Source organism: Streptomyces sp. CB02400, assembly GCF_001905725.1.
Taxonomy (GTDB): Bacteria; Actinomycetota; Actinomycetes; order Streptomycetales; family Streptomycetaceae; genus Streptomyces; species Streptomyces atrovirens.
The window spans coordinates 19,240-44,997 of record NZ_LIWB01000004.1; the positions used below are offsets into that span (position 1 = coordinate 19,240).

The window sequence follows — 25,758 nt, forward strand, 5'->3', positions numbered from 1 at the left end:
AGGCTCCTTCCGTGCCCGCGAAGAACGACGGCCCCGACGACGGCGCCACCCTCAGCAAGTCCGAGCAGACCCGCGCCCTGATCCTCGAGACCGCCATGCGGCTGTTCCAGGAGCGCGGGTACGACAAGACGACCATGCGGGCCATCGCCAAGGAGGCGGGCGTCTCCGTCGGCAACGCGTACTACTACTTCGAGGGCAAGGAACACCTGATCCAGGGCTTCTACGACCGGATCGCCGCCGAGCACCAGGTGGCCGTCCGGGAGGTCCTGCGCCGGGAGACCGACCTGGAGGCCCGGCTCGCGGGCGTGCTGAAGGCGTGGCTGGACATCGCCACGCCGTACCACGAGTTCGCGGTGCAGTTCTTCAAGAACGCCGCCGACCCGGACAGCCCGCTCAGCCCCTTCTCCCCCGAGTCGGAGCACGCGCGCGTGGAGGCGATCAGCGTCCACCGCGCGGTGCTCGCCGGGACGAAGAGCAAGGTGCCGGAGGAGCTGCGGGACATCCTGCCCGAGTTGATGTGGCTGTCCCAGATGGGGCTCGTCCTGTACTGGATCTTCGACCGCACCGAGGGCCGGGAGCGCAGCTACCGGCTGGCCGAGCGCGGCGCCCGGATCACCGCGCGGGGCATCGCCCTGGCCCGTTTCCGGGTGCTGCGGCCCCTGGTGCGCGAGGTGCACGAGCTGTTCACGGAGTTCCTGCCCGGCATGACGAAGGCGCTTCCGAACCCGGCGAAGAGGGAGAAGGGGGCGCCCGCCGACGACGGGCGCCCCGGCACCGTCAGTTGACGGCGTCCACCTCACCGGGCACGAGTTCCACGTCGTGCACCAGTGGACCGTCCGTCACGGTCACGTGGGCCGCGCGGGAGCCGAGCGGGGTCGCCGTGGCCGCGAGCAGATAGGTGCCCGGGGCCGGTACGGAGACGATGTACGCGCCGTCGGCGAGGGAGACCACACGGTCCAGCTGGCGGCCCCCCGAGGTCAGCAGGGTGACGGCGGCGCCCTCGACGGGTTCGCCGTCGGCCGTGCGGACGAAGCCGTGGACCACCGAGGAGGGGCCCTCGTGCCGGGCGGGGCCCTGCTCGGCCGCCACGGCCTCCTCCTTCGGTTCGACCGCCAGATGCGGCAGCCGCTTCTCCAGACCGGCCGGCAGCCACCAGTTGGACTTCCCGAGCAGGTGCATCACGGCCGGCACCAGTGCCGTACGCAGGATGAACGCGTCCAGGGCGACCGCTGCGGCCAGCCCCACGCCCGCCATGGCGGCGCCGTAGTCACCGCTGAGCACGAAGGCGAGGAAGACGCAGACCATGATCAGGGCCGCGGAGTTGATGACGCGGCTGGTCTCCGCGAGGCCGACGCGCACCGCGCGGGCGTTGTCCCGGGTGTGCACCCACTCCTCGTGCATCCGGCTCACCAGGAACACCTGGTAGTCCATGGAGAGCCCGAACAGCAGCGACAGCATGATGATCGGCAGGAAGGACGCGATGGGGCCCTCCTTGCCGAGGCCCAGCAGGTCCAGGCCGTAACCCCACTGGAAGATCATCACCAGGACGCCGAAGGAGGCCGCCGCCGCGAGCAGGTTCATCACGGCGGCCGTCAGCGGCACCACCAGGGAACGGAACGCGAGCAGCAGGAGCAGGAAGCCCAGGCCGATGATCGTGCCGATGAACAGCGGCAGCCGTTCGCCGGTCACCGTCGCGAAGTCCTTGGACACCGCGGTCACCCCGCCGACATGGGCCTCCACGCCCGCGTCCGGGATGACGTCGTCGCGCAGGGTGTCGATGAGCCGGTCCGTCTCCGCGTCCTGCGGGGACGTGGTGGGGACGACCTGGATGACGCTGACACCGTTCGCGGGCGGTACGGCGGCGACCTGGGCGACGCCCTCGGTCTTCTCCAGGACCGTCACCAGGCTGTCGGACGCCTCGCCGTCCACGACCACCTGGAGCGGCCCGTTGAAGCCGGGTCCGAAGCCCTCGGCGAGCAGGTCGTAGGCCTTCCTGGTGGTCATGGAGGCGTCGTCGTTGCCCTGGTCCACGGTGCCCAGGCGCAGCGACAGCAGCGGGACCGCGAGCGCCGCCATCAGGACCACGGCCAGGACGGCCACGGACCGCGGGCGGCGCTGGACGCCCGCGGACCAGCGGGCGGCGAGACCGCTCGCCGTCTCGGTCTCCGGACCCTTCGCCGCGAGCCTGCGGCGCTGGCGGCGGCTGAGCACCCGGTGGCCGAGCAGGCCGAGCAGCGCGGGCAGCAGGGTGACGGCGGCGAGCACGCTCAGCACGACGGTGAGCGTGGTGCCGATGACCACGCCGTCCAGGAACCGCAGGTTCGTCACCAGCATCCCGGCGAGCGCGATGCACACCGTGCCGCCCGCGAACAGCACCGCCCGGCCGGAGGTGTTGAGGGCGGTGACCGCCGCCTCCTCCGGGTCGGCGCCGCGCAGGATGCCGCGCCGGTGCCGGGTGACGATGAACAGGGCGTAGTCGATGCCGACGCCGAGACCGATCAGCGTGGAGAGCAGCGTGGCGAGTTCGGGAACGTTGGTGACATGGCTGAGGAGCTGGGTGCCGAACATGCCGGTGCCGACGCCGAAGACGGCGACCACGATCGGCAGCAGCATCGCGAAGAGCGACCCGAAGGCCACGAACAGCACGACCGCGGCGGCCAGGATGCCGACCAGCTCGGCGATGCCCGTCGGCGGTTCCTGGACGCGTGTGATGGCCTGGCCGCCCAGCTCCACCTGGAGCCCGTCGCGCGCGGCGCCCTGCGCGGTGTCGACGACGTCCTGGACCAGTTCCTTCGGCACGGCGTCCGCCTGCTCGGCGAACGTGACCTGCGCGTAGGCGATCCGCCCGTCCTCGCTGATCTGCGCCGCGCCCTGGGCGCCGTAGGGATCCGTGACGGCGCCCACGCCCTCCATCCGCCCGATCTCCTTGAGCGCCGGCTCGATCCGGGACCGTACGGAGTCGTCCCGCACGGAGCCCTCGTCGACCTTCCACACCACGGTGTCGGTGTCGCCGGCGCGTTCCGGGAACGCCCGCTCCATCAGGTCGATCGCCCGCTTGGAGTCCGTGTCCGGCAGCGAGAAGACCTCCGCGTAGTTCGTGCCCGCGCTGCTCGCCGAAACCCCCAGTCCGAGCAGCGCCCCCACCCACAGCAACAGGACCACCAGCCGATGCCGATAGCACCAGCGTGCCAATACCGCCACGTTTCCGCTCCTTCGTCGCTCGGTCGGTCCCCCAGGTCCTGGGCAGCAGAATCGACGGCGGCACCCGCGCGGGGACACGACTCGGGCGGGACTCTCAAGGAACTCCAAAGCGAACACCGGTACGACCGGCGGGGGTTTTGCCGATACTGGGGGCATGACGACAGCTCCCGGCACCGTGCTGGTCGTGGAGGACGAGGAGAGCATCGCGGACGTCCTCGCCATCGCCCTGCGCTACCACCGCTTCGAGGTCATGACCGCGGGCACGGTCCGCGAGGCGCTCGCGCTGACCGAGCACACCCGCCCCGACTGCGCCCTGCTCGACGTGATGCTGCCGGACGGCGACGGCCGCGCCCTGGGCCGTGAACTGCGGTCCCGGCGGCCGGAGCTGGCGCTGGTGTTCCTCACCGCGCGGGACGCGCCCGCCGAGGTCGTCGGCGCGCTCGGCTTCGGCGACGACTACATCACCAAGCCGTTCAACATCGACGAGGTCGTCGCCCGGGTCACCGCCGTACTGCGCCGCACCCGCCCCGCCGACGTGCTCCCGCAGCGGGCGCCGCTGCGCCACGGCGACCTGGAGCTGGACGAGACGACGTACTCGGTGCGCCGCGCGGGCCGCTCGGTCGAGCTCACCCCCACCGAGTACGCGCTGCTGCGCTTCCTGGTGCGCAACGGCGGCCGGATCGTGCCCAAGGAGCAACTGCTGCGCCACGTCTGGCAGTACGAGCACACCCCGGCCGAGTCGACCGTCGTCGAGACCTACATCAGCTATCTGCGGCGCAAACTCGACGCCCTGGGCCCGCCGGTGATCACCACCCGGCGCGGGGTCGGGTACGGCCTGACGTGAGGCTCCCGATCCGGAAACCGGGCCCCCGACGGGGTATTCACTCACTCCGCGGCGCACTGACCCTGGCCAACGTGGTGCTGCTGGCCCTCGGCATCGTGGCGGCCACCGCGGTGAGCGTGATGGGCATGCGCTACTACCTGCTGGACCAGATCGACACGGAGCTGACCCGGACCCGTGAGTCGCTGGGCGGCTCGGAGCTGACGCTGCGGCAGATCGACTCGCTGAACGTGCTGAGCTTCTTCCGCGACCGGGTGGATCCGGACTGGAACCGGGAGGACGACCCGGACTCGATCTTCGCCGCCGTGGACGGCCGGGGCGAGCCCGTCGGCATCCTCGGTTTCGAACCGACGAAGGCCCAGCGCGACCTGGTGGACACCGTGGGCGACGCGCGCACCCTGTTCCAGGACCCGGAGCCGCACGACGTCACCGTGCGCGGCGCCGCCTACCGCGTCACCGCCACCCGGCTCGCGGACGGCACGTACATCCTGATCGCCGGCTCCACCGAGGCGGTGCACGACGGTGTCACCAAGGCGGTCAAGTTCGACCTGGCCATAGGGACGCTGCTGTTGCTGCTGCTGGCCTGTCTGACCATGTTCAGCGTGCGGCGGCGGATGCGGCCGCTGGAGGACATGGTGGAGACCTCGTCGGCGATCGCGGAGGGTGATCTGACCCGGCGCGTGCCCTCCAGCCGGGAGACGATCCTGGAGGTGGAGCAGTTGCGGCTCGCCCTCAACTCGATGCTCCAGCAGGTGGAGTCGGCGTACCGCACGCGCGAGCGCAGCGCGGCCCAGCTCCGGCGGTTCGTCGCGGACGCCTCGCACGAGCTGCGGACGCCGCTGGCCGCGATACGCGGCTACCTCCAGCTCTACGACCGGGGGATGCTGCGGGAGCCGACGGAGCGCAGGCGGGCCTGGGACAGGATGCTGGCCGAGTCCGACCGCATGGGGCGACTCGTCGACGAACTGCTGGTGCTGGCCCGCCTCGACCAGCGTCCCGAACTGCGGCTGCGGAACGTGGACGTGTGCCGGCTGGTGCGGGACGCGGCGGAGGACCTGCGGGTGCAGCAGCCGGAGCGGGCGGTGACCGTGGACGCGGACGGTGCGGTGCTGGTGCGCGCGGACGAGTCGGGGCTGCGGCAGGTCCTGGGCAACCTGCTGGGCAATGTACGGACGCACACTCCGGCGGACGTCGCGGTACGGCTCGGGGTGGTCCGCGCGGACGGGGTGGTGCGGCTGTCCGTGGCGGACGACGGGCCGGGCCTCGCGGCGGAGGACGCGGCGCGCGTCTTCGACCGCTTCTTCCGCGCGGGCGGGGGCGCGGGGAGCGGTCTCGGCATGGCGATCGTGCAGGGCGTGGTGCGGGCGCACGGGGGTGAGGTGGCGGTACGGACGGCGCCGGGCGAGGGGCTGGCGGTGACGGTGACACTGCCGGCCCGGCCGGGAACGTGCCCGGAACCCGACGAGGCGCCCGCACGGGTGCCGTCCGGTCGGGGAAGGCCGTCGGAGGACCAAGCCGGGCGGCCGGTTTCCTCGTCCGGCTGAAAGCCTCCCGGACACGCGTCCGGCGTGCGTACCGTGGCGCACCAGCAGGGACGCCCACGCAGTACGGGCACGACCGACCGGAGAAGAAAGCGCAGGCACCCACGGCATGAGTCTCATTCCGGAAAGCCACCGGGATCTGCTGGAACGGCCGCTCTTCGGCCACCTCGCCACGATCCGCCCGGCCGGCGGCCCGCAGGTGAACCCCATGTGGTTCTCCTGGGACGGCGAGTACATCCGCTTCACCAACACCACGGTCCGCCACAAGTACAAGAACATCACGGCCAACCCGATGGTCGCGGTGTCCGTCAGCGACCCCGAACAGCCCTACCGCTACCTGGAGATCCGCGGCGAGGTGGTGCGGATCGACGACGACTCCTCGGCCGAGTTCTTCACACAACTCGCCGAGCGGTACGGCAAGAAGCTGGACGGCCCGCCGGCGGACGCCGAGCACCGGATCGTGTACGTGGTCAGGCCGACGGCGGTCAGCTGTCAGTGACGGACGACGTGGCCGTGAGGTCCGCGACCCGGGCGGTGCGTGCGCCGAGCGCGGTCAGCCGGTCGAGGGCCTCACGGTGCTGTGCCTCGTCGGGGCTCGCGGTGGCGTCCTCGGCCGCGACGACGCCGTAGCCCAGCCGCAGCGCGGTCGCGGCCGTCGCGGCGACGCCGTGCGCGGTGGACAGCCCGGCGACCACGATCCCGGTGACCCCTTCGCGGCGCAGTACGTCGTCCAGCCCGGTGCCCTCGAAGGCGTCGAGGCCGTGCTTGGTCACGAGGTGGTCGCCGGGGCGCGGCGCACAGCCGGGCACGAGCCGATTGGGTACGGCGTCCGGCCCGCCGTCCGCCCCGTCGGCACGCACGTGCCGGACCAGGACGACCGTCGGGAAACGGTCACGCAGCCGCCCGCACGCCTCGACGACGACGTCCCCGCCGACCGGCTCCCACGCCATGTCGACGATCCACCGCTGCAGATCAACCAGCACGAGCGCTGTACGAACGTGACTCATCGGCTCCCCCTCCCCCACTGCGGGCAATCGTGCCTCCCCCAGTGCCTTAAAGGCCTGGGAGGTGCCCCAGGACGGCACGGGTGGGCACAGCGGCGCCCCTTTCCCCCCACTGCGGGCAGTCGTGCCGCTGGGGCGGCACGGGTGGGCGCAGCGGCACCCCGCAAGCGCGGGTGAGCAGAACCCGCCCCCGGCCCACCCCAACGCACCGTCAGGCCTGCCTGGAGGCCAGCTCGATCACCGTGACGTCCGACGGCGCCCCCACCCGCGTAGGCGGCCCCCACGCACCGGCCCCCCGGCTGACGTACAACTGGGTGTCCCCGTACCGATCGAGCCCCGCCAGCGTGGGGTTGGCCAGACCGGCCACGAGGTTGCCGGGAAACAGCTGCCCCCCGTGGGTGTGCCCGGACAGCTGAAGGTCGACACCATGGTCGACGGCATCATGGATCTGCACCGGCTGGTGTGCGAGCAACACGCACGCCCGCCCCCGATCCCGGTCCCCGAGCGCCTTCGCGTAGTCCGGGCCCTGCCCCTCGTCCTCACCGGCCACGTCGTTGACCCCCGCCAGATCGAAGTGCGGCAGCTCCGTGCGGGCGTTCTCCAGCGGGTTCAGCCCGAGCCGCCGCACCTCCTCGACCCACTGCTCGGCACCGGAGAAGTACTCGTGGTTGCCGGTGACGAAGAACGACCCGTGACGTGCCCTCAGCTGCGCCAGGGGAGCCGCGGCCGGGCCGAGGTCCTTCACGCTCCCGTCCACCAGGTCGCCGACGACCGCGATCAGATCCGGCTGGGTCGAGTTGACCGTGTCGACGACCTTCTGCGCGAAGCCCCGCCCGAGCACCGGCCCGAGGTGGATGTCGCTGACCACCGCGATGCGGTAACCGTGCGCCGCGCGGGGAAGCTTGGCGAGCGGCACGGTGACCCGCTTCACGCGCGGACCGCGCAGCACGCCGTACGTCCCGTAGCCGACGGTCCCCACGGCCGCCGCGGCGGCTGCCCCGCCGACGACACGGGAGACGAACAGCCGCCGGGAGGGGGCGGCAAGCGTCTCCTGCGGGCCGGAGACGGCGCCGTCGGCCGCCGGGTCGCCCCCGTCCGCCTCGCCGTCCGTCCCACCACCAGCACCGCGCCCCGCGCCCTGCCCGGCCGCTATCGGCTCCGGCCGCGCGGATATGGGTGCCGCCGCCTCCGACTCCCGCGCCCTCGCCCGCCGCTCCAGGATCCGCCGCAGCACCGGCCGTACCAGTTCGCCCGCGAGCACCGCCAGCAGCAGGTACAGGGCCAGGGCCAGCCACAGGAAGCCGGGCCAGGCCAGGACCTGCTGGAGCCAGAACGGGGCGCCGGCACGCTCGGCGACGAGGGCGCCGACGGTCAGCGCCCAGCCGCCGGCGATCACCACGGCGCCCGCGCGGCGCACCGCGCCCGGGCCCTCCGTGGTGTCCCGGAACAGGCGCCGCCACACATACCAGTTGCCCGTCACCAGGACGGCCACGACCAGCAGCGCGATGAGTACGAAGACGATGACCACGAGGTGCGGTTCCCCTGTTCCCGGTCAGGACGTCCGTGACGTCCGGCTCAGTGCGCGCAGTCCGCGCAACCCGATGCCCCCGATGACCGTCCCCAGTACGAAGGAGACGACGGCGAGCGTCAGGTGAACGAAGAAGTACGCCGTCGGGTGCCCGTCCTCGAACGCGAGTCCGCTGCTGTCCTTGACCAGGTTCTTGACGAAAGTGACCCAGATGACCCAGCTCCACACCCCGAAGGCGAGCAGGAACCAGGAGACGGGGCGGCTGAGCTTCACCAGAAGAGACCTTTCCTCACAGCGCCGGGCACCCTCGGTCGGCCGGGGGTCCGGGGGTTGTCCCCCGGAAGAGCACGGCATGAGTCCAGTATCACCGGGCGGTGTCCGGATCCTTGCCCGGGGTGGGGACCTGCCCGGGACTTCGTCAGGTATGGCATGTACGTTTCCGGTCGTGCCCGCACCCAAGAACACCGTCCGGCGATCGCTGCTGGTCGCCTCCGCCGTCCTGCTGTCCACCGCGCTGACCGCGCCCGTCGCGCTCGCGGCCCCCGAGCCGTCGACGAGTCCGTCGGCCACACCCCCGGCGAACATGTCCAAGGTGGGCGGCGCCCGGCTCGGCCAGGCGGGGACGCAGGTCAACCTCGCGAGCGGGGTGCCGGTGCTGCCGAAGGAGCTGTCGGCCCGCTCCTGGATCGTCGCCGACGCCGAGTCGGGCGAGGTGCTCGCCGCGCACAACGCGCACTGGCGGCTGGCCCCGGCGAGCACGCTGAAGATGCTGTTCGCCGACACGCTGCTGCCGAAGTGGCCGAGGACCACGGAGCACAAGGTCGAGCCGTCCGACCTGGCCGGCATCGGCTCCGGTTCCAGCATGGTCGGCGTCAAGGAGGACGAGACGTACACCGTGCACGACCTGTGGCTGGGTGTCTTCCTCCGCTCCGGCAACGACGCGGTGCACGTGCTGTCGGCGATGAACGGCGGCGTCGAGAACACCGTCAAGGAGATGAACGCGCACGCCGAGGAGCTCCAGGCGCTCGACACGTACGTGGTCAGCCCCGACGGCTACGACGCCCCGAAGCAGGTGTCGTCCGCGTACGACCTGACGCTGATCGCCCGTTCCGGGCTGCAGAAGAAGGACTTCCGGGAGTACGCCTCGACGGTCAGGGCGCAGTTCCCCGGCGAGACGAAGAAGAACAAGAAGGGCAAGAAGGTCCGCGGGTCCTTCGAGATCCAGAACACCAACCGGCTGCTGGCCGGTGACACCGACGTGCCGGTCTACCAGGGCATAGCCGGTGTGAAGAACGGCAACACCACCAACGCCGGCGCCACCTTCACCGGTGTCGCCGAGCGGAACGGCAAGGTGCTGCTGGTCACCGTGATGAACCCGCAGAAGAACGCGAGCAACGAGGTCTACAAGGAGACCGCGAAGCTCTTCGACTGGGGTTTCAAGGCGGTCGGCAAGGTCGAGCCGGTGGGTGAGCTGGTGGGGCCGAGGAGCGCGACGCAGGCCAGCCCCCAGCCGGGCCCGTCCGCCTCCCCGGGTGAGGCCGGGGGCACCGGGGACGGTGCCGTCGCGGCCGGTTCGAAGCCGGTGGCGAGTGCCGCGCCGGGCGGCGGCACCGACGGCATCGGGGTCGCGCTGGGCATCGCCGGCGGAGTGGTCGTGCTGCTCGCGGGCGGCGCCTTCCTGGTCAACCGGCGCTGGCCGCTGCCGGACCTGGTGCGTCGCCGCTCGCGTCCGTGACCCCGGGAACCTCGTCCCGCTTGCTCCGCGTCGCCGTCCAGGCGGCGCAGAACAGGACCAGTTTCGAGGTGAAGTTGATCCACAGCAGCAGGGCCACCGGGACGCCGAACGCGCCGTACATGCTCTTCGTGGCCACGCCCTGCATATAGCCGCTGAGCAGCAGCTTCAGCAGTTCGAAGCCGACCGCGCCGGTGAGTGCGGCGACGATCAGACGGTGCCGGGTGGGTTCGACGCCGGGCAGCAGGGTGAGGACGTACAGCAGGAGCAGGAAGTCGGCGCCGACGGCGACGGCGAACGCGGCGATGTGCAGGACGATCCCGCCCCAGCCGCCCTTCTCCAGCCCGATGGCGTCGCTGATCCGGCCGACCATCGCGGAGGCGACGGTGGAGGCGCCCAGGGTGATCAGGACCGCGCCGCCCAGGCCGACGAGGATGCCCAGGTCCTTGCCCTTGCGCAGGAGGGGGTTCTCCTCCTCGTCGGGCAGCTCCCACACCGCGCGGAGACATTCGCGCATGGAACCGGCCCAGCTGATGCCGGTGAACAGCAGCACGGCACCGGCGATGAGTCCGACGGTGCCGGCGTTCTCCACCAGGTCCCCGATGTCCAGCTGGTCGGAGATGCCGGGCACCTGGTCGGTGATCTTGTCCTGGAGGGTGTCCCGCTGGTCCTGGCTGAGCGTGGCTGCGCCGATCGCGGCGGCCACGGTGAGCAGCGGGAAGAGCGCGACGAAACTCCTGAAGGTCATCGCGGCGGCCAGTCGCGCCCAGTGCACCCGGTCCAGACGCTCGTACGACCGCCACGCGTGCGTGAGCATCAGCCGGGCCATCCACGGCCCGACGACCGGAAGCCTTTTCAGCCAGTCCATGATCCGACTCTGCCCCCATCGCGGAAGACCCATGTCCTGGTACCCCGGAACCGGACCTCCGTGACCGGTGGCGGAGCGGACGGTTCCGCACCGGTCGGTCTCTCACCGGATGGTTCCTCACCGGTCGGTCCCTCACCGGATGGTTCCTCACCGGCCGGTCCCTCACCAGTCGGCCACCGCCAGGGCGTACATCGCCGCCCAGACCAGGCCGATGACGGCGAGCGCGCGGTCGCCCAGCACCACGTCCTCGGGTTCGCCGGCGGCCCCGCGGTCGGCGAAGACGGCGTAGCGGAGGACGGCGAGGACGAAGGCGACCACGGAAAGCTGCCGCCAGGGCAGCACGCTGGTGTGCGGCACGCCGCCCTCCTCCAGGGCCCACAGGCAGTAGCCGAGGACGGCGACGCCGGCGGCGAGCTGCCAGACGAAGCGGAGGTAGCCGGTGGTGTACTCGGTGAGCAACGCGCGCGTGGCGCCCGCTTTCCCGGTCATCTGCACGGCTTCGGAGTAGCGCTTGGCGGCGACCATGAACAGTGCGCCGAACCCGGTGGTGATGAGGAACCAGCGGGACAGGGGGATGCCGAGGGCGAGGCCGCCGATCACCGCGCGCATCACGAAGCCGGTGGTGACGACGACGAGGTCGACGACGAGGACGTGCTTGAGGCTGACGCAGTACGCCAGTTGCACGGCGAGGTAGGCGGTCAGCAGCGCGGCGGCCTCCGGGGGGCACAACCGGACCGCGACGGCGGGCGCGAGGACGCCGAGGGCGATCCCGGCGGCGTAGGCGACCGGCACGGGGACCTGCCCGGCGGCGACCGGGCGGCGGCACTTGACGGGGTGGGCGCGGTCGGCGTCCGCGTCGCGCGCGTCGTTGACGAGGTAGACGGCGGCGGCGCAGGCGGTGAACAGGACGAAGACCAGGGCGAGCCGGGTCAGGGCGCGGACGGAGAACAGTTCGCCGGCGGCGGCCGGGGCGGCGATCACCAGGACGTTCTTGACCCACTGCTTGGGCCGCGCGGTCAGCAGCAGGCCCTTGAGGAGGCCGCCCCTGTCGGGCGGTGCGGTCTGCCGTCGGCCGGAGCGCTCGCGCAGGAGGGTCACGCGGGGCCTCCCGTCATCCAGCGGGCGCCCAGGCGGGCCGTGAGCGCGCCGAGGACGGCGCCGGCCGCCACGTCCGACGGGTAGTGGACGCCGGCCACCAGGCGGGACACGCAGACGGCGGCGGCGAGCGGGGGCACCGCGCGGGCGCCCAGCGCGCCGAAGGCGACGGCGGCGGCCGCCGCGGAGGTGGCGTGCGCGCTGGGGAAGGAGTGCCGGCCGACCGTGCCGACCAGGGGTTCGACGTGCGCGGGGCGCGGACGGCGCACGACCCGTTTCACGACCGAACCGGCGGCGTGGGCGCCCGCGGTGAGCGCGGTGCCGCGCAGCCAGGCGCCGCGCCGGGGACGGTCCACGACGGCTCCGGCGAGCCCCGCCACGAGCCACACCGCCCCGTGCTCCCCCGCCAGGGACAGCGCCCGCGCGGCACCGGCCACGCGCGGGTCCGCGCCGCACGCTCTGAGCGCCGAGACGATCCGGTGGTCCATGCCGTGGAGACCGCGGGGGCGGGGGAAGTCGTGGGAGTCGTGGAGCTCGTCCATGAGGACTCACTGTTCACGCCCGGCGGGCCGGAATTCCCGTCACCAGGGAGCGACATCCCATTAATCACCCGTTTCAGGGACGGGGATGACGTTTCAAAACCAACCAGTCACATAAGGGCGATACGGTCACCGTCATGCCTGCCGAGACCGTTCCCGTCACGGGATGGGGCCGAACCGCTCCCACCGCCGCCCGGCTGATCCGCCCACGGACGTACGAGGAGGCCGCCCGGGCCGTACGGGAGTGCGGGGCCCGCGGAGGCATCGCGCGGGGGCTGGGACGGGCGTACGGGGACGCGGCGCAGAACGCGGGCGGTGCCGTGCTCGACATGACGGGCCTGGACCGCGTGCACGCGATCGACGCCGACGGCGGCACCGTGCTGTGCGACGCGGGCGTCTCCCTGCACCGGCTGATGGAGGTGCTGCTGCCGCTCGGCTGGTTCGTGCCGGTCACTCCCGGCACGCGCTACGTGACCGTCGGCGGGGCGGTCGGCGCCGACATCCACGGCAAGAACCACCACGTCTCCGGCTCCTTCTCCCGCCATGTGCTCTCCCTGGAGCTGCTCACCGCCGACGGTCGGGTCCGTACGGTCGTGCCGGGCACGCCGCTGTTCGAGGCGACCGCGGGCGGCATGGGCCTGACCGGGGTGATCCTCACCGCGACGATCCGGCTCCAGCCGGTCGAGACCTCGCTGATGTCCGTCGACACCGAGCGCGCGAACGACCTCGACGACCTGATGGCCCGCCTCGCCGACACCGACCACCGCTACCGCTACTCGGTCGCCTGGATCGATCTGCTGGCCCGCGGCGCCGCCACCGGCCGCGCGGTGCTCACGCGCGGCGACCACGCCCCCCTGGACGCGCTGCCCCGGAACGCACGCGCGCGCGGGGAGCCCCTTTCCTTCCGCACCTCCCGCCTCCCGGCCGCCCCCTCCTTCGTCCCCGAGGGCCTGCTCAGCCGCACCACCGTGGGGCTGTTCAACGAGCTCTGGTACCGCAAGGCGCCCCGCGCGCGGATGGGACGGCTCCAGCGGATCCCCGCGTTCTTCCACCCCCTGGACGGCGTACCGCACTGGAACCGGGTCTACGGCCGGGGCGGCTTCGTGCAGTACCAGTTCGTCGTCGGGCACGGCCGGGAGGACGCCCTGCGCCGGATCGTGCGCCGGATCTCCGAGCGCCGCTGCCCGTCCTTCCTCGCCGTCCTCAAGCGGTTCGGGGAGGCCGACCCGGGCTGGCTCTCCTTCCCGGTGCCCGGTTGGACCCTGGCCCTGGACATCCCGGCCTCGCTGCCCGGCCTCGGCGGCTTCCTCGACGAACTCGACGAGGAGGTCGTCGGCGCCGGCGGGCGCGTCTACCTCGCCAAGGACTCCCGGCTGCGCCCGGAGCTGCTCGCGGCCATGTACCCCCGCCTGGACGACTTCCGCGCACTGCGCGCCGCACTGGACCCGCGCGGGGTGTTCGTCTCCGACCTGGCCCGCCGCCTCCACCTCTAGGCCACATCCAGCTAGGAGCTGTCATGAAGGACGCCTTCGGCCTCCCCCAGTCCCTGCTCGTCCTCGGCGGCACGTCCGAGATCGCGCTGGCCACCGCGCGGCGGCTGATCGCCCGCCGCACCCGCACGGTGTGGCTGGCCGGCCGCCCCTCCTCCGGCCTGGACGAGGCCGCCGAGAAGCTGCGCGGCCTCGGCGCCGAGGTCCGCACCGTCGCCTTCGACGCGCTCGACCCGGCCGCCCACGAGGACACGCTCGGCAAGGTCTTCGCCGAGGGCGACGTCGACATGGTGCTGCTCGCCTTCGGCACCCTGGGCGACCAGGCCCACGACGAACGGGACCCCCAGGCCGCGGTGCGGGTCGCGCAGACCAACTACACCGGCGCGGTCTCGGCGGGCCTGGTGTGCGCGAGCGCCCTCCAGGCGCAGGGCCACGGCTCCCTGGTGGTGCTGTCCTCCGTCGCGGGCGAGCGGGCCCGCCGCGCGAACTTCATCTACGGCTCCAGCAAGGCCGGCCTGGACGCCTTCGCCCAGGGCCTCGGCGACGCGCTGTACGGCACGGGGGTGCACGTCATGGTCGTACGCCCCGGATTCGTCCGTACGCGGATGACCGCCGGACTCCCCGAGGCGCCGCTGGCCACCACGCCGGAGGCGGTCGCGGCGGCCGTCGAGCTGGGGCTGCGGCGCCGCGCGGAGACCGTGTGGGTGCCGGGCACGCTGCGGATGGTGATGTCGGCGCTACGGCACCTGCCGCGCGGAGTGTTCCGCCGGCTGCCGGTCTGAGCACCGGGCCGGGGGTGTTCAGTGGGCGGAGACGGATCCCCGGTCCACGCTCCCGGACTGCGGGGGCACCACCGCGGTGCCGAAGGGGAACTCGCGCAGCTTGCGCCACACCCCGTCGGCGCCCTGCTCGTAGAGCGCGAAGCCGGTGCAGGGCCACTCGGCCTCGTAGTCGGCGAGCTCCTCGAAGGCGCGGTCCATGGCCGCCTCCTCGATGCCGTGCGCCACGGTGACGTGCGGGTGGTACGGGAACTGCAGCTCGCGGGCGACCGGGCCGGAGGCGTCACGGACCTGCTTCTGCAGCCAGGTGCAGGCCTCGCCGCCGTCGACGACCCGCACGTACACCACCGGCGACAGCGGCCGGAAGGTGCCGGTGCCGGACAGCCGCATCGGGAACGGGCGGCCGGCCGCGGCGACCTCGCCGAGATGCGCCTCGACGGCCGGCAGGTCGGCGTCGTCTATCTCGGTCGGCGGCAGCAGGGTGACGTGCGTGGGGATACCGTGAGCCGCGGCGTCGCCGAAACCCGCGCGCAGCTGCTGAAGCCGGCTGCCGTGAGGCTCCGGGACCGCGATCGACACGCCGATCGTTACGGTCCCCACGTCGTCTCCTGTCGTTGTGGTGGTGAAGCGTGGCGGTGAAGCTGCGGTGAGCACCGGATGACCGCGGAAACGGTCACCCGGTTATCGACTGTACGACCACGACCCGGATGCGGGCAGGCGCAACCGGAGTGATGTGCAGCGCTGTGCGGTGGTACGGATCGCCGCCGCGGGCCGGTTCAGCGCCGGTTCAGTGCTCGGCGGTCGGTACTCGGCGGGTCGGTACTCGGCAGGTCAGTGCTTGGCGGGCAGGAAGCCGACCCGGTCGTACGCCTGGGAGAGGGTCTCCGCGGCGACGGCACGCGCCTTCTCCGCGCCCTTGGCCAGGATCGAGTCCAGCGTCTCGGGGTCGTCCAGGTACTGCTGGGTGCGCTCCTTGAAGGGGGTCACGAATTCGACCATGACCTCGGCGAGGTCCGTCTTGAGCGCACCGTAGCCCTTGCCGGCGTACTTCTCCTCCAGTTCGGGGATGTCCGCTCCGGTGAGGGTCGAGTAGATCGTGAGGAGATTGCTCACACCGGGCTTCTCCACGACGTCGTAGCGGATGACCGTGTCGGTGTCGGTGACCGCGCTCTTCACCTTCTTGGCGGTGGCCTTCGGCTCGTCCAGGAGGTTGATGAGGCCCTTCGGCGTGGACGCCGACTTGCTCATCTTGACCGTCGGGTCCTGGAGGTCGTAGATCTTCGCCGTCTCCTTGAGGATGTACGGCTTCGGCATCGTGAACGTCTCGCCGAACCGGCCGTTGAAACGGTCGGCGAGGTCGCGCGTGAGCTCGATGTGCTGGCGCTGGTCCTCGCCCACCGGCACCTCGTTGGCCTGGTAGAGCAGGATGTCCGCGACCTGCAGGACCGGGTACGTGAACAGGCCGACGGAGGCGCGGTCGGCGCCCTGCTTGGCGGACTTGTCCTTGAACTGGGTCATGCGGGATGCCTCGCCGAAGCCGGTGAGGCAGTTCATGACCCAGGCGAGCTGGGCGTGCTCGGGCACGTGGCTCTGCACGAAGAGCGTGCAGCGGTCCGGGTCGAGACCGGCCGCCAGCAGCTGGGCGACGGCCAGCCGGGTGTTGGCGCGCAGCTCCTTCGGGTCCTGCGGGACCGTGATCGCGTGCAGGTCGACGACCATGTAGAACGCGTCGTGGGTCTCCTGCAGGGCCACCCACTGGCGGACGGCGCCGAGGTAGTTGCCGAGGTGGAACGAGCCTGCGGTGGGCTGGATTCCGGAGAGCACGCGGGGTCGGTCAGTCGCCATGCCCACCATTCTCTCAGGTCTCGCGGAGCGGTCCGGAACGGACCGGAAACAGGTGGGAACCGATCCGTCCCCGGCGGTGTAACAAAGACGTGAGGACGCGGGAGGGGGGCCGCATCGTCGATGAGGCCGCGGTGATCGCACGCGTACGCGCCGGGGAGCCGGAGGCGTACGCGGAGCTGGTGCGGTCCCATACGGGCATCGCGCTCAGGGCGGCCGCCGCGCTCGGGGCGGGGGCGGACGCGGAGGACGTGGTGCAGCAGGCCTTCGTCAAGGCGTACTGCGCGCTGGGCCGGTTCCGGGACGGCATGGCGTTCCGGCCGTGGCTGCTGTCGATCGTGGCCAATGAGACGAGGAACACAGTGCGCGCCGCCGTGCGCCGGAGCGGCCTCGCCGACCGGGAGGCGGCGTTCATGGAGGCGGAGCCGGTGATACCGGAGTCGACGGACCCGGCGGTCGCGACGCTGGAGACGGAGCGCCGCGGGGCGCTGGTGTCCGCCCTGGAGAAGCTGAGCGAGGAGCACCGTCTGGTCGTCACCTACCGCTATCTGCTCGAGATGGACGAGCGGGAGACCGCCCAGGCCCTGGGCTGGCCACGGGGCACGGTGAAGTCGCGGCTGAACCGCGCCCTGCGCAAGCTGGAGCGCCTGCTGCCGGACTTCCGGCCCCGGGGAGGGGGTGAGAGGCGTGAGTGAGCGGTACGACGGCGAGGCCGAGCGGCTGCGGGAGGAGCTGCGGGCCCTCGGCCGGTCCCTGGACGGGCCGGGTGGGCCCGAGCAGTCCGAGTCGATGGTCGAGCGGGTGCTGGGGCGGATACTCGCCGAGGAACTGCCGGTTCCGGCGGCCGGGCCGACGGGCCCCGGCGCGCGGCTGCGGGCGGCCCGGAGCTGGACGCGCGCGCGGTGGCGGTCGCTGGTCGCGGCCCTGTGCGGTCTGCTGACGGTGCTGACGCTGACGCCTCCGGTGCGGGCTGCGGTGGCCGACTGGTTCGGCTTCGGCGGGGTCGAGGTGCGGTACGACCCGTCGGCGGTGCCCTCCCCGGGCGCGGAGGTGCCGGGCTGCGGGCGGTCGCTGTCGCTCGGCGAGGCGGAGCGGCGGGCCGGGTTCGCGCCGCTGGTGCCGAAGGCGCTGGGCGCTCCGGACGCGGTGACGGTGAGCGGGCTGCCGCGGGGGCGGTTCCTGGTGAGTCTGTGCTGGCGGGAGCAAGGGCGGACGATCCGTCTCGACGAGTTCCCGGCCCACCTGGACGTCACCTTCGTCAAGAGCGTGCGCGAGCAGCCGGAATGGCTGTCGCTGGGCGAGGAGGACGGGGTACCGGAGCCGGTCCTGTGGTTCCCCCGGCCGCACGTGTTGAGCTTCTGGCTGGTGGACACGGACGGTCACCGGTTCACCCGGGAGGAGCGCACGGCGGGGCCGACGCTGCTGTGGCCGCACGGCGGCGGAGCCGGTGAGGGGGTGACGCTGCGGCTGGAAGGGGTGGCGTCGAAGGCGCGGGCACTGGAGATCGCGGAGGCGGTCGAGGAGGCGGGCCGGTGGCCCGGTGTCCCCGCGTCGTGAAATTCGTGGTGCGCCGACTGGGAACCCCGGCGGGGCGGCCGGTGTACCAGAAGTGACAGGCGGCTCGTGGGCGGGTCGCAGGGGGATCGACCGGCCGAGTGGGGGTCCGGATGCGCGGGTGGAAGGGCAGGATTCGACAACTGACGGCGGGCATGGGTGCGCTCACAGCGGCGCTGGCCCTGATGGTGTGGGGAGCGGCGCCGGCCTCCGCCGGGGGGCCGACGAGCGTGCTGGTGGTCTCGCCGGGGAGCGAGGAGACCGCCTCGCTGTACTACTCCGACGCGGAGTACGGACAGTTGGAGCGGCTGCTCGGCCCGTCCGACAAGGGCACCCGGGACAAGCCGCCGGAGGCCGACCTGGCCTCGGTCCGGTTGATCAACGTGTCGTGGATGCTGCACGACGTGACGCCCTGGCGGGTGGACCGGGTCTTCCTCGGGAGCATCGAGGAGGATGTGTGGATACACACAGCGGCGAAACTCCCGGAGACGCCGAACGGCGTCTGGCACCGCGCCGAGGACCCGTCCGACCTGCACAAGCTGCTGTACGGGCTGGGCGTGATGGGCCACACGACAGGGACCGACCCGGCCCCCGACATCTACCCGGTGCCCTGGGAGACCGAGACCGCCGGCGCCACCGCGGGATCCGGCACACCGGGCTCCGGTGCGGAGCAGGACACGGCGGCGGATTCGCGGACACGGGCCGCGTCGGGTGCGGGCGACGGCACCGACTGGTGGTGGGCGATACCGGGGATGGTGGCCGGAGCGGCGCTGGCCCTGGTGCTGCGCCCGTATGTGACGCGGTGGCCGCCGATCCGCCGGCGGAAGGATGATCCGGGGCCACGGCAGGAGCTGCTGGACGCCTGATGACGGGCGCGCGGCGGCCCGGTACATGACCGGACCGCCGCGGGGCGCGTCGAGCGGGGCCGGGCCGCCTCAGCCGAGGTCGATCTCCGGGTAGAGCGGGAAGCCGGCGACGAGGTCGGTGGCGCGGCGGGAGATCTCGTCGGCGACCTTCGCGTCGAGGACGTGGGCGGCCTTGGAGGGGGCGCCGGACTTGGTGGTGCCGGGCTCGGTCGTCGTCAGGACCCGGTCGATCAGGCCCGCGACCTCGTCCATCTCCGCCGTGCCCAGGCCGCGCGTGGTCAGCGCGGGGGTGCCGATGCGGATGCCGGAGGTGTACCAGGCACCGTTGGGGTCGGCCGGGATGGCGTTGCGGTTGGTGACGATGCCCGAGTCGAGCAGGGCGGCCTCGGCCTGGCGGCCGGTGAGGCCGTAGGAGGTGGCGACGTCGATCAGGTTGAGGTGGTTGTCGGTGCCGCCGGTGACCAGGGTGGCGCCGCGGCGCATCAGGCCCTCGGCGAGGGCGCGGGAGTTGTCGACGATGCGCTGGGCGTAGTCCTGGAAGGCGGGCTGCCGGGCCTCGGCGAGGGCGACGGCCTTGGCTGCCATGACGTGCGGGAGCGGGCCGCCGAGGACCATCGGGCAGCCGCGGTCGACCTGGTCCTTGAGGGAGTCGTCGCACAGCACCATGCCGCCGCGCGGGCCGCGCAGCGACTTGTGGGTGGTGGTGGTGACGATCTGGGCGTGCGGGACCGGGTCGAAGTCGCCGGTGAGGACCTTGCCGGCGACGAGACCGGCGAAGTGCGCCATGTCCACCATGAGCGTGGCGCCGACCTCGTCGGCGATCTCGCGCATGATCCGGAAGTTCACCAGACGGGGGTAGGCGGAGTAGCCGGCGACGATGATCAGCGGCTTGAACTCGCGGGCCGAGGTGCGCAGGGCCTCGTAGTCGATGAGACCGGTGGCCGGGTCGGTGCCGTAGGAGCGCTGGTCGAACATCTTGCCGGAGATGTTCGGGCGGAAGCCGTGGGTGAGGTGGCCGCCGGCGTCCAGGGACATGCCGAGCATGCGCTGGTTGCCGAAGGCCTGGCGCAGCTCGGCCCAGTCGGCCTCGGAGAGGTCGTTGACCTGGCGGGCGCCGGTCTTCTCCAGGAAGGGGGCCTCGACGCGGTCGGCGAGTACGGACCAGAAGGCGACCAGGTTGGCGTCGATGCCGGAGTGCGGCTGGACGTAGGCGTGGCGGGCGCCGAAGAGCTCCTTGGCGTGCTCGGCGGCGAGCGACTCGACGGCGTCGACGTTGCGGCAGCCGGCGTAGAAGCGGCGGCCGATGGTGCCCTCGGCGTACTTGTCGCTGAACCAGTTGCCCATCGCGAGGAGGGTGGCCGGGGAGGCGTAGTTCTCGGAGGCGATCAGCTTGAGCATCTCGCGCTGGTCGGCGACCTCCTGGCCGATGGCGTCGGCGACGCGCGGCTCGACGGTGCGGATGACGTCGAGCGCGGCTCGGTAGGCCTTGGAGGCGGGGGTGGGCTCGGCTGACATGGGGACCTCCGGACGTTGTGGTCGGCGTTCGGGTCGGCCCAGGCGCACGGCACATGTTTCCGGACCCGAAGGGTCCGGGGCCGCTTCCCGATGGTTGCTCCCATCCCAGCGCGCCAGTCACGGCCCGGTGCCAGCCTAGCGGGCGGCGTCTTGGCATTGGCGCCGGCGTCCACCATGCGGGCGACAGCGTCTGCGTGGTTCCTGCCGGCGGTTGTCCGCGAGTGCGTGGGGGCTGGTCGCGCCCACGCGGCGGAGCCGCATATGTCACAGCCCCGCGCCCCTTCAGGGGCGCTCCCCGTGAGCTCCGCTTACAAGATCACGTGTGGCAGGAAGCGGGCGTACCCGTCCGTCACCAGGCCCGACGACTCGCGGATGCCCAGGCCCGCCGACTCGTTCTCCACCACCCAGGTGCCCAGGACGACGTGGTTGCCGTCGAAGGTGGGGAGGGGGGCGAGTTGCTGGTAGCAGCAGGGTTCCTCGCGGAGGGTGGGGGTGGTGCCGGGTTCGTGGATGGTCACGCCGGCGCCCTCGCGGCCGAGGAGGGGCTTGGCGACCCAGCCGGTGGTGTCCGCCAGGTCCCGTGGGCCGTCGAGGTGGGCGGGGAGGAGGTTGGGGTGGCCGGGGTAGAGCTCCCAGAGGATCGCCAGGAGGGCCTTGTTGCTGAGGAGCATCTTCCAGGCGGGTTCGATCCACAGGGTGGTGCCGGTGCCGCCGCCGTTGTCGAGGGTGTCGAGGACGTGGTCGGCGAAGCGGTCGGTGGTGAGCCACTCCCAGGGGTACAGCTTGAAGATGCTGCGGATGAACCGGAGCCCGTTGTCGACGAAGCGGCCGGAGAGGCGGTCCCAGCCGATCTCCTCCATGGAGAGCCAGTCGGTGTCGAGGCCGGCCTGTTCGGCGGTCTCCTTGAGGTAGGCGACGGTCATGAGGTCCTCGCCTAGTTCGTCGGCGGAGGAGTGGGCGAAGTACAGGGGGCTGCCCGGCGGGAGGAGGGGGGCCTGTTTCCTCCAGGCGTCGATGAGGCGTTCGTGGAGGGAGTTCCACTGGTCGGCGCCGGGGAAGCGTTCCTCCATCCAGAACCACTGGGGGGAGGCGGCCTCCACCAGGGAGGTGGGGGTGTCGGCGTTGTACTCCAGGAGCTTCGCCGGGCCGGTGCCGTCGTAGCGGAGGTCGAAGCGGCCGTAGACGGAGGGGAGTTCGGCGCGCCGGTGCCAGGCCTCGGCGACCACGCGGGCGATGCGCGGGTCGGTGATGCCGAGGTCGGCGAAGCGGTCGGCGGTGACGATGTGCTCGGCGGCGGCGAGGCACATGCCGTGCAGTTCCTCGACGACCTCCTCCAGCGCCTCGATCTCCTCCAGGCTGAAGACGTAGTAGGCGCTCTCGTCCCAGTAGGGGCGCAGGGAGCCGTCCGGGTAGCGGGTGAGCGGATAGATGAGCCCCTGCTCCTCGACGGTCTCCTGCCAGCCGGGACGGGGCTCGGTCGTACGCCGTTCCATGATCTGTCAGCCGCCGCCGCTGCCGGAGCCCGAGCAGCCGAAGCCGCCCCGGTCGACGGCCTCGCTGCGGCTGAAGGTGCCGTAGTCGGCGTAGCCGTTGCTGACGTCGGCGTCGTAGTACCAGTCGGCGTTGGTGCGGGACTTGCCGATCGAAGCGGAGGTGCTTCCGGAGGACTTGCAGTTCTTGTCGGCGACGACCTTGTAGCCGTTGATGTAGTCGTAGCTGTCCCGGTCCACGCACCGCCGGTCCGGGTCCGACCCGCACGCCGACAGCGCCGCCGCGAGCACACCCATTCCCCCGAGCACCACCGTGCTGGACCGCAGCCGCCGCCGTGTCTCCGCCATGCCCTTCACTCCCCCTCGCATACCCCCGGGTCACCTCTCCCGGCTCGCGGCGGACAGCCTAGAGACCGCCCGGACGGCACGCACAGGAGCCCCCCGCCGGCAGCGCTCCCCCGCCGTCCATTTGTAACTCTTGGTGCGTTATACCGGCTTGATGCGTCAGGGCAGTGCCCGGCACAGGGCGTCCAGGGTGCCGGTCCAGGCGTGGTCCGGCGGGGTGGCGTAGCCGACGACCAGGGCGTCGCCCGCCGTGGTGGCGGTGGCGGGGTGACGGAAGCGGGAGAGGCCGTGGACGGCGAGGTTCTGCCAGGTGGCGGCCTGGACCACGGACCGTTCGGTGCCGGGCGGGAGTTGGAGGACGGCGTGCAGGCCGGCCGCGATGCCGGTGATCCGGACGTCGGGCGCCCGGGTGGCGAGGGACTCGACCAGGGAGTCGCGGCGGCGGCGGTAGCGCAGACGGGCGGCGCGGACGTGGCGGTCGTAGGCACCGGAGGTGAGGAACTCGGCGAGGGTGAGCTGTTCGAGGACGCTCACGGAGCGGCCGCCGCCGTGGGCGACGACGTCCGGGAGCAGGGACGGGGGCAGGACCATCCAGCCGAGGCGGAGGCCGGGCGCGAGGGACTTGCTGGCGGTGCCGAGGTAGGCCACGTGGTCGGGGTCGAGGTTCTGGAGCGCGCCGACGGCCTGGCGGTCGTAGCGGAACTCGCCGTCGTAGTCGTCCTCCAGGATCAGTCCGCCGGTGCGGCGCGCCCAGTCGACGACGGCGGCGCGGCGCTCGGGCAGCAGGGCGCCGCCGAGGGGGAACTGGTGGGCCGGGCTGAGCAGGACCGCGTCGGCGGAGCCCGGGTCCTGGGCGCGGGTGCCGAGCGCGTCGAAGGGGAGCGGGGTGGTGGTCAGGCCGGCGCGGGCGGCCAGGTCCCAGTGGGCGTCCAGTCCGTAGGACTCCACGGCGAGGGTGCGGGCGCCGCGGGCGCGCAGGACCTCGCAGAGGAGGCGGAGGCCGTCGGCGAAACCGGAGCAGACGACGGTCCGTTCGGGGTCGGCGCGTACGCCCCGGACGCGCGCCAGGTAGTCGGCGAGGGCCGTGCGCAGTTCGGGGCGGCCTCGCGGGTCGCCGTAGCCGAGGGCGTCGTGCGGGGCGGCGGCGAGGGCGCGGCGGGCGGCCTTGAGCCACTCGGCGCGGGGGAAGGAGGCGAGGTCGGGGGTGCCCGGGACGAGGTCGTACGGAAGCCGGCCGGGGGTTCGGCGAGGGGAGGGCGGGCGGATCGGCGGGCTGGGCACCGTGCGGGGGGCGACCTGGGTGCCGGAGCCCTGCCGGGCGGTGAGCCAGCCCTCGGCGATCAGGTCGGCGTAGGCGTCGGCGACGGTGTTGCGGGCGATGCCCAGGTCGGCGGCGAGGGAGCGGGAGGAGGGCAGCCGGGTGCCGGGGGCGAGCCGGCCGGTGCGGACGGCCTCGCGGAGTGCGTCGGTCAGGCCGCGGCGCAGGCCGGGCCCGGTCGGTTCGAGGTGGAGGTCGATGCCGAAAGTGGCCCATCGTTCTGCCATGGAAGTGGACCATACTCCTGGGCTGCCTCGCTCCTAGGGTCGAGGCATGACCACTGCTGAGACGAACACCGAGTACGCCGCCGAACTGCCCGTCCGGCTGGAGTGGGCCCGGCACGCCCCCGAGGTCTACAAGGCGATGATCCGGCTGGACTCCGCCGCCAAGAAGGGACTCGACGCCAAGCTGTACGAGCTGGTGAAGATCCGCGCCTCCCAGCTCAACCACTGCGCCTTCTGCCTGGACATGCACACCAAGGACGCGCTCGCGGCGGGCGAGAGCGTCGAGCGGATCATCCAGCTCGGCGCGTGGGAGGAGTCGCGGCACTTCTACACGGAGAAGGAGCTCGCGGCGATCGAGCTGACGGAGGCGGTCACCGTGCTGACGGACGGCTTCGTGCCGGACGAGGTGTACGAGCGGGCCGCCAAGCAGTTCGAGGAGGCCGAGCTGGCGCAGCTCATCGCCGCGATCACGGTGATCAACGCGTGGAACCGGTTCGGTGTGACCTGCCGGATGACCCCGGGCCACTACACGCCGGGACAGCACGGGTGACGGCTCGTACCACCCACCTCGACGCCGGTGTCCGCAGCGCGCTGCGGGCGGTGAGCGCCGCCGCCAAGAAGGGCCTCGGCGATCCCGGGCTGGCCGAGCTGGTGCAGATCCGTGCCTCGCAGCTCAACCACTGCGCGTTCTGCCTCGACATGCACCTCGCCCTCGCCCGCAGGGACGGGGCGGTGCGCGAGGCGCAGCTCGATCTCCTGGATGCCTGGGAGGAGGCCGGGGACGACGTCTTCGACGCGCGGGAGCGGGCCGCGCTGGAGCTGACCGAGGCGGTCACGGTGCTGACCGGGGGCACCTCCCGGACGAAGTCCGGGGGAGGCTTCGTGCCCGACGAGGTGTACGAGCGGGCGGCCGGGCACTTCGACGCCGCCCGGCTCGCCCACCTCGTCGCGCTGATCACCGCCATCAACAGCTGGAACCGGCTGATGGTCGGCCGCCGGATCCCGCCGGGCTCCACCGAGTGGTGAGCCAGGAGGTCAGGACAGCCACGCCTGCCATGTGGACTCGTGGCTGTCCACCCACTTCTTCGCCGCCTCCTGGGGCGACAGCTTCTGCTCGGCGATCATCAGGGAGACCTCGTTCTGGTCCTCGGTCGTCCACTTGAACTTCTTGAGCAGTTCCGCCGCCTCCCCGCCGTGCTGCGCGAAGTCCGCGTTGAGGTACTTCTGCAGCGGGGTGACCGGGTAGGCGCAGGCGACCTTCGCCGGGTCGGCGTCGCAGCCCTCCTCGTACGCGGGCAGCTTCACCTCGGTCATCGGCACCTTCGCGGACAGCCACTGGGGTGTGTACCAGTAGGTGAGGAAGGGCTTCTTCTCCTTGGCGAACTGTTTGATCTGGGTGATCTGCGCGGCCTCGGAGCCGGCGAACACCACCCGGTAGTCCAGCTTCAGGTTCTTCACCAGCGCCTTGTCGTTGGTGACGTAGGACGGGGAGCCGTCCATGAGCTGGCCCTTGCCGCCGCTCTCCGGGGTGCGGAATTGGTCGGCGTACTTGTTGAGGTTCTTCCAGTCGGTGACGTCGGGGTGCTGCTTGGCGAAGTACGTCGGCACGAACCAGCCGATGTGCCCGGTGACGCCGAGGTCGCCGCCGTTCACGATCGTCTTCTTGTCCTCGACGTACCGCTGCTCCTGCTCGGGGTGGCCCCAGTCCTCCAGGATCGCGTCGACGCGGCCCTGGCTGAGCGCGTCCCAGGCGGGCACCTCGTCGACCTGGACGGTGTCGACGCGGTAGCCCAGTTCGTGTTCCAGCAGGTACTGGGCGACGGCCACGTTGGCCTGCGCGCCGACCCAGGACTGCACGGACAGGGTGACCGTCCGGGCGCCCCGGGCGTTCGCGAAGGGCGACGCCTGCTTGGTCATGTCGGCGGCGCCGCAGCCGGTGGCCAGCACCAGCACGGCGACGGCCGCCGTGATACGCGTGCGGGACAT

General features: G+C 72.2%; 26 protein-coding genes and 1 riboswitch. Of the genes, 12 read left to right on the forward strand and 14 right to left on the reverse strand.

All coding sequences use genetic code 11. The annotated features are described in order from the left end of the window. Positions 1 to 11 precede the first annotated feature (11 nt). On the forward strand, positions 12 to 785 hold the full coding sequence (locus AMK33_RS11000) for a TetR/AcrR family transcriptional regulator (protein WP_073932624.1): 774 nt from the start codon (positions 12 to 14) through the stop codon (positions 783 to 785). Here the strand turns inward: AMK33_RS11000 and AMK33_RS11005 are convergent. Beyond that, positions 778 to 3,192 carry an MMPL family transporter gene (locus tag AMK33_RS11005; RefSeq protein ID WP_073932625.1) on the reverse strand — a complete coding sequence of 805 codons (2,415 nt, stop codon included), beginning with the start codon at positions 3,190 to 3,192 and terminating at the stop codon, positions 778 to 780. The two genes, AMK33_RS11000 and AMK33_RS11005, sit on opposite strands and share 8 nt — an antisense overlap. A gap of 163 nt (positions 3,193 to 3,355) precedes the next feature. Between AMK33_RS11005 and AMK33_RS11010 the strand changes: the two genes are divergently transcribed. The 3 genes from AMK33_RS11010 (at position 3,356) to AMK33_RS11020 (ending at position 6,082) form a co-directional block, all read left to right on the forward strand. Beyond that, complete coding sequence (locus tag AMK33_RS11010; protein ID WP_073932626.1) at positions 3,356 to 4,045, forward strand: response regulator transcription factor; 690 nt, start codon at positions 3,356 to 3,358, stop codon at positions 4,043 to 4,045. A gap of 71 nt (positions 4,046 to 4,116) precedes the next feature. Continuing rightward, positions 4,117 to 5,586, forward strand: a complete 1,470-nt coding sequence (locus tag AMK33_RS11015; RefSeq protein WP_235618046.1) for a sensor histidine kinase — start codon at positions 4,117 to 4,119, stop codon at positions 5,584 to 5,586. A gap of 106 nt (positions 5,587 to 5,692) precedes the next feature. Next, the gene (locus AMK33_RS11020) at positions 5,693 to 6,082 is read left to right on the forward strand and encodes a PPOX class F420-dependent oxidoreductase (RefSeq protein ID WP_073932627.1); all 390 of its coding nucleotides are present in this window, start codon (positions 5,693 to 5,695) and stop codon (positions 6,080 to 6,082) included. Here the strand turns inward: AMK33_RS11020 and AMK33_RS11025 are convergent. The 3 genes from AMK33_RS11025 to AMK33_RS11035 all read right to left on the reverse strand — a co-directional run bounded on the left by AMK33_RS11025 (position 6,069) and on the right by AMK33_RS11035 (position 8,388). Next, the gene (locus AMK33_RS11025; protein ID WP_079194815.1) at positions 6,069 to 6,590 is read right to left on the reverse strand and encodes a cysteine hydrolase family protein; all 522 of its coding nucleotides are present in this window, start codon (positions 6,588 to 6,590) and stop codon (positions 6,069 to 6,071) included. The two genes, AMK33_RS11020 and AMK33_RS11025, sit on opposite strands and share 14 nt — an antisense overlap. 208 nt (positions 6,591 to 6,798) lie before the next feature. Then, positions 6,799 to 8,115 carry a metallophosphoesterase gene (locus tag AMK33_RS11030; protein ID WP_073932629.1) on the reverse strand — a complete coding sequence of 439 codons (1,317 nt, stop codon included), beginning with the start codon at positions 8,113 to 8,115 and terminating at the stop codon, positions 6,799 to 6,801. A gap of 24 nt (positions 8,116 to 8,139) precedes the next feature. Then, a complete protein-coding gene (locus AMK33_RS11035; RefSeq protein WP_030829790.1) occupies positions 8,140 to 8,388 on the reverse strand; it encodes an SCO4848 family membrane protein in 249 nt (82 codons plus the stop codon). Between the two features lie 172 nt (positions 8,389 to 8,560). On the opposite strand from AMK33_RS11035, the gene AMK33_RS11040 reads away from it, so the two are divergent. After that, entirely contained in the window at positions 8,561 to 9,850 is a 1,290-nt protein-coding gene (locus AMK33_RS11040; protein WP_073932630.1) for a D-alanyl-D-alanine carboxypeptidase family protein, read from the forward strand. Here the strand turns inward: AMK33_RS11040 and AMK33_RS11045 are convergent. The 3 genes from AMK33_RS11045 to AMK33_RS11055 form a co-directional block, all read right to left on the reverse strand. After that, on the reverse strand, positions 9,798 to 10,715 hold the full coding sequence (locus AMK33_RS11045) for a YihY/virulence factor BrkB family protein (protein WP_073932631.1): 918 nt from the start codon (positions 10,713 to 10,715) through the stop codon (positions 9,798 to 9,800). The genes AMK33_RS11040 and AMK33_RS11045 overlap by 53 nt on opposite strands. A gap of 162 nt (positions 10,716 to 10,877) precedes the next feature. After that, entirely contained in the window at positions 10,878 to 11,813 is a 936-nt protein-coding gene (locus tag AMK33_RS11050; protein ID WP_073932632.1) for a decaprenyl-phosphate phosphoribosyltransferase, read from the reverse strand. Then, positions 11,810 to 12,352 carry a phosphatase PAP2 family protein gene (locus AMK33_RS11055; RefSeq protein ID WP_073932633.1) on the reverse strand — a complete coding sequence of 181 codons (543 nt, stop codon included), beginning with the start codon at positions 12,350 to 12,352 and terminating at the stop codon, positions 11,810 to 11,812. The genes AMK33_RS11050 and AMK33_RS11055 overlap by 4 nt, the downstream gene beginning before the upstream one ends. Before the next feature lie 134 nt (positions 12,353 to 12,486). Here AMK33_RS11055 and AMK33_RS11060 point away from each other — a divergent pair, with 134 nt between their 5' ends. Continuing rightward, a complete protein-coding gene (locus AMK33_RS11060; RefSeq protein WP_073932634.1) occupies positions 12,487 to 13,842 on the forward strand; it encodes an FAD-binding oxidoreductase in 1,356 nt (451 codons plus the stop codon). A gap of 23 nt (positions 13,843 to 13,865) precedes the next feature. Then, positions 13,866 to 14,621: a decaprenylphospho-beta-D-erythro-pentofuranosid-2-ulose 2-reductase gene (locus AMK33_RS11065; protein WP_073932635.1), complete on the forward strand. Its 756-nt coding sequence runs from the start codon at positions 13,866 to 13,868 to the stop codon at positions 14,619 to 14,621. Between the two features lie 18 nt (positions 14,622 to 14,639). On the opposite strand, the gene AMK33_RS11070 is transcribed toward AMK33_RS11065, so the two are convergent. Together AMK33_RS11070 and trpS are read right to left on the reverse strand one after the other, a co-directional pair. Then, positions 14,640 to 15,218 carry a 2'-5' RNA ligase family protein gene (locus tag AMK33_RS11070; protein ID WP_073932636.1) on the reverse strand — a complete coding sequence of 193 codons (579 nt, stop codon included), beginning with the start codon at positions 15,216 to 15,218 and terminating at the stop codon, positions 14,640 to 14,642. Between the two features lie 231 nt (positions 15,219 to 15,449). Next, entirely contained in the window at positions 15,450 to 16,442 is a 993-nt protein-coding gene (trpS, locus tag AMK33_RS11075; RefSeq protein WP_073932637.1) for a tryptophan--tRNA ligase, read from the reverse strand. Between the two features lie 152 nt (positions 16,443 to 16,594). Between trpS and AMK33_RS11080 the strand changes: the two genes are divergently transcribed. The 3 genes from AMK33_RS11080 (at position 16,595) to AMK33_RS11090 (ending at position 18,880) form a co-directional block, all read left to right on the forward strand. After that, positions 16,595 to 17,155: an RNA polymerase sigma factor gene (locus AMK33_RS11080; protein WP_073932638.1), complete on the forward strand. Its 561-nt coding sequence runs from the start codon at positions 16,595 to 16,597 to the stop codon at positions 17,153 to 17,155. Beyond that, positions 17,148 to 18,017 (forward strand): hypothetical protein, encoded by an 870-nt coding sequence (locus tag AMK33_RS11085; protein ID WP_073932639.1) that lies wholly within the window; start codon positions 17,148 to 17,150, stop codon positions 18,015 to 18,017. Before AMK33_RS11080 ends, AMK33_RS11085 begins: the two co-directional genes overlap by 8 nt. A 152-nt stretch (positions 18,018 to 18,169) precedes the next feature. Next, the gene (locus AMK33_RS11090; RefSeq protein ID WP_167748565.1) at positions 18,170 to 18,880 is read left to right on the forward strand and encodes a hypothetical protein; all 711 of its coding nucleotides are present in this window, start codon (positions 18,170 to 18,172) and stop codon (positions 18,878 to 18,880) included. A 69-nt stretch (positions 18,881 to 18,949) separates the two neighbouring features. On the opposite strand, the gene AMK33_RS11095 is transcribed toward AMK33_RS11090, so the two are convergent. The 4 genes from AMK33_RS11095 to pdxR all read right to left on the reverse strand — a co-directional run bounded on the left by AMK33_RS11095 (position 18,950) and on the right by pdxR (position 23,775). Then, positions 18,950 to 20,395, reverse strand: a complete 1,446-nt coding sequence (locus tag AMK33_RS11095; RefSeq protein WP_073932641.1) for a glycine hydroxymethyltransferase — start codon at positions 20,393 to 20,395, stop codon at positions 18,950 to 18,952. A 29-nt stretch (positions 20,396 to 20,424) separates the two neighbouring features. After that, positions 20,425 to 20,526: riboswitch (ZMP/ZTP riboswitch) on the reverse strand. 177 nt (positions 20,527 to 20,703) lie between these two features. Then, the gene (locus AMK33_RS11100) at positions 20,704 to 21,888 is read right to left on the reverse strand and encodes a glutathionylspermidine synthase family protein (protein WP_073932642.1); all 1,185 of its coding nucleotides are present in this window, start codon (positions 21,886 to 21,888) and stop codon (positions 20,704 to 20,706) included. Positions 21,889 to 21,894: 6 nt separating this feature from the next. After that, on the reverse strand, positions 21,895 to 22,233 hold the full coding sequence (locus AMK33_RS11105; protein WP_073932643.1) for a hypothetical protein: 339 nt from the start codon (positions 22,231 to 22,233) through the stop codon (positions 21,895 to 21,897). 156 nt (positions 22,234 to 22,389) lie between these two features. Continuing rightward, positions 22,390 to 23,775 carry a MocR-like pyridoxine biosynthesis transcription factor PdxR gene (gene pdxR / locus AMK33_RS11110; RefSeq protein ID WP_073932644.1) on the reverse strand — a complete coding sequence of 462 codons (1,386 nt, stop codon included), beginning with the start codon at positions 23,773 to 23,775 and terminating at the stop codon, positions 22,390 to 22,392. Positions 23,776 to 23,821: 46 nt separating this feature from the next. On the opposite strand from pdxR, the gene AMK33_RS11115 reads away from it, so the two are divergent. After that, on the forward strand, positions 23,822 to 24,322 hold the full coding sequence (locus AMK33_RS11115) for a carboxymuconolactone decarboxylase family protein (RefSeq protein ID WP_073932645.1): 501 nt from the start codon (positions 23,822 to 23,824) through the stop codon (positions 24,320 to 24,322). Beyond that, positions 24,319 to 24,798 (forward strand): carboxymuconolactone decarboxylase family protein, encoded by a 480-nt coding sequence (locus tag AMK33_RS11120; protein ID WP_073932646.1) that lies wholly within the window; start codon positions 24,319 to 24,321, stop codon positions 24,796 to 24,798. The genes AMK33_RS11115 and AMK33_RS11120 overlap by 4 nt, the downstream gene beginning before the upstream one ends. Positions 24,799 to 24,807: 9 nt before the next feature. On the opposite strand, the gene AMK33_RS11125 is transcribed toward AMK33_RS11120, so the two are convergent. Then, entirely contained in the window at positions 24,808 to 25,758 is a 951-nt protein-coding gene (locus tag AMK33_RS11125) for an ABC transporter substrate-binding protein (RefSeq protein ID WP_073932647.1), read from the reverse strand.